This is a genomic window from Neptuniibacter pectenicola (genome assembly GCF_001597735.1).
Lineage (GTDB): Bacteria > Pseudomonadota > Gammaproteobacteria > Pseudomonadales > Balneatricaceae > Neptuniibacter > Neptuniibacter pectenicola.
On sequence record NZ_LUTS01000064.1, the window covers coordinates 1 to 586 of the forward strand.

The 586-nt window shown below is 43.0% G+C and carries 1 protein-coding gene; it reads left to right on the top strand.

What is annotated here, in order from left to right:
• On the top strand, positions 1–586 hold a 586-nt coding region (locus tag A3773_RS19735; RefSeq protein ID WP_197462829.1), incomplete at its 5' end, for a hypothetical protein.

Here is a 586-nt window from a genome sequence, read left to right on the forward strand (position 1 = left end):
AAAAAAATGGCCTTTAATAGCTCATTACAAAAAAAAAGAAAAAAAAGGAAAAGGAAAAAAAAGGAAGAGAGAGAAAAAAAAGAAGAGAAAAGAGGGAAGGAGAGAGGAAGAGAAAAAGGGAGGGAAGAAAGAAGGAGAAGAAGAGAAAAAAGAGGGAGGAAAGAAGGAGGGGGGAGAGGAGGAGAGGAGGGGGAGGGGAGGGAAGAGGGAAAAGAGAGGAGGGGAAGAGGAGAAGGGAGGGAGGAAGAGGGAGAGGGAGGAAAAAAAAAAAGAGAGGGGGGAAAGGGGGGAGAAGGAGGGAAGAAAGAGGGAAAAGGGGGAAGGAGAGGAAGAGGGGGGGAAGAGAAGAAGAGGAAAAGAAAAAAGGGGAGAGAAAAGGAAAAAAAAAGAAAGGGGGGGAGAAAAAAAAAAGAAAGAAGGAAAAAAAGAAAAAGAGAAAAAAGAACGAAGAAAAAGGGAAAGAGAAAAAAAAAAAAAAAAGAAAAAGGGGGGAAGAAGGAGGGAGGGAGAGAGGAGAAGAGAGGAGGAAGGGAGAAGGAGAAAGAGGAAGAAAAAGGAAGAGTCGACTCGACCAGATAACGTTTAA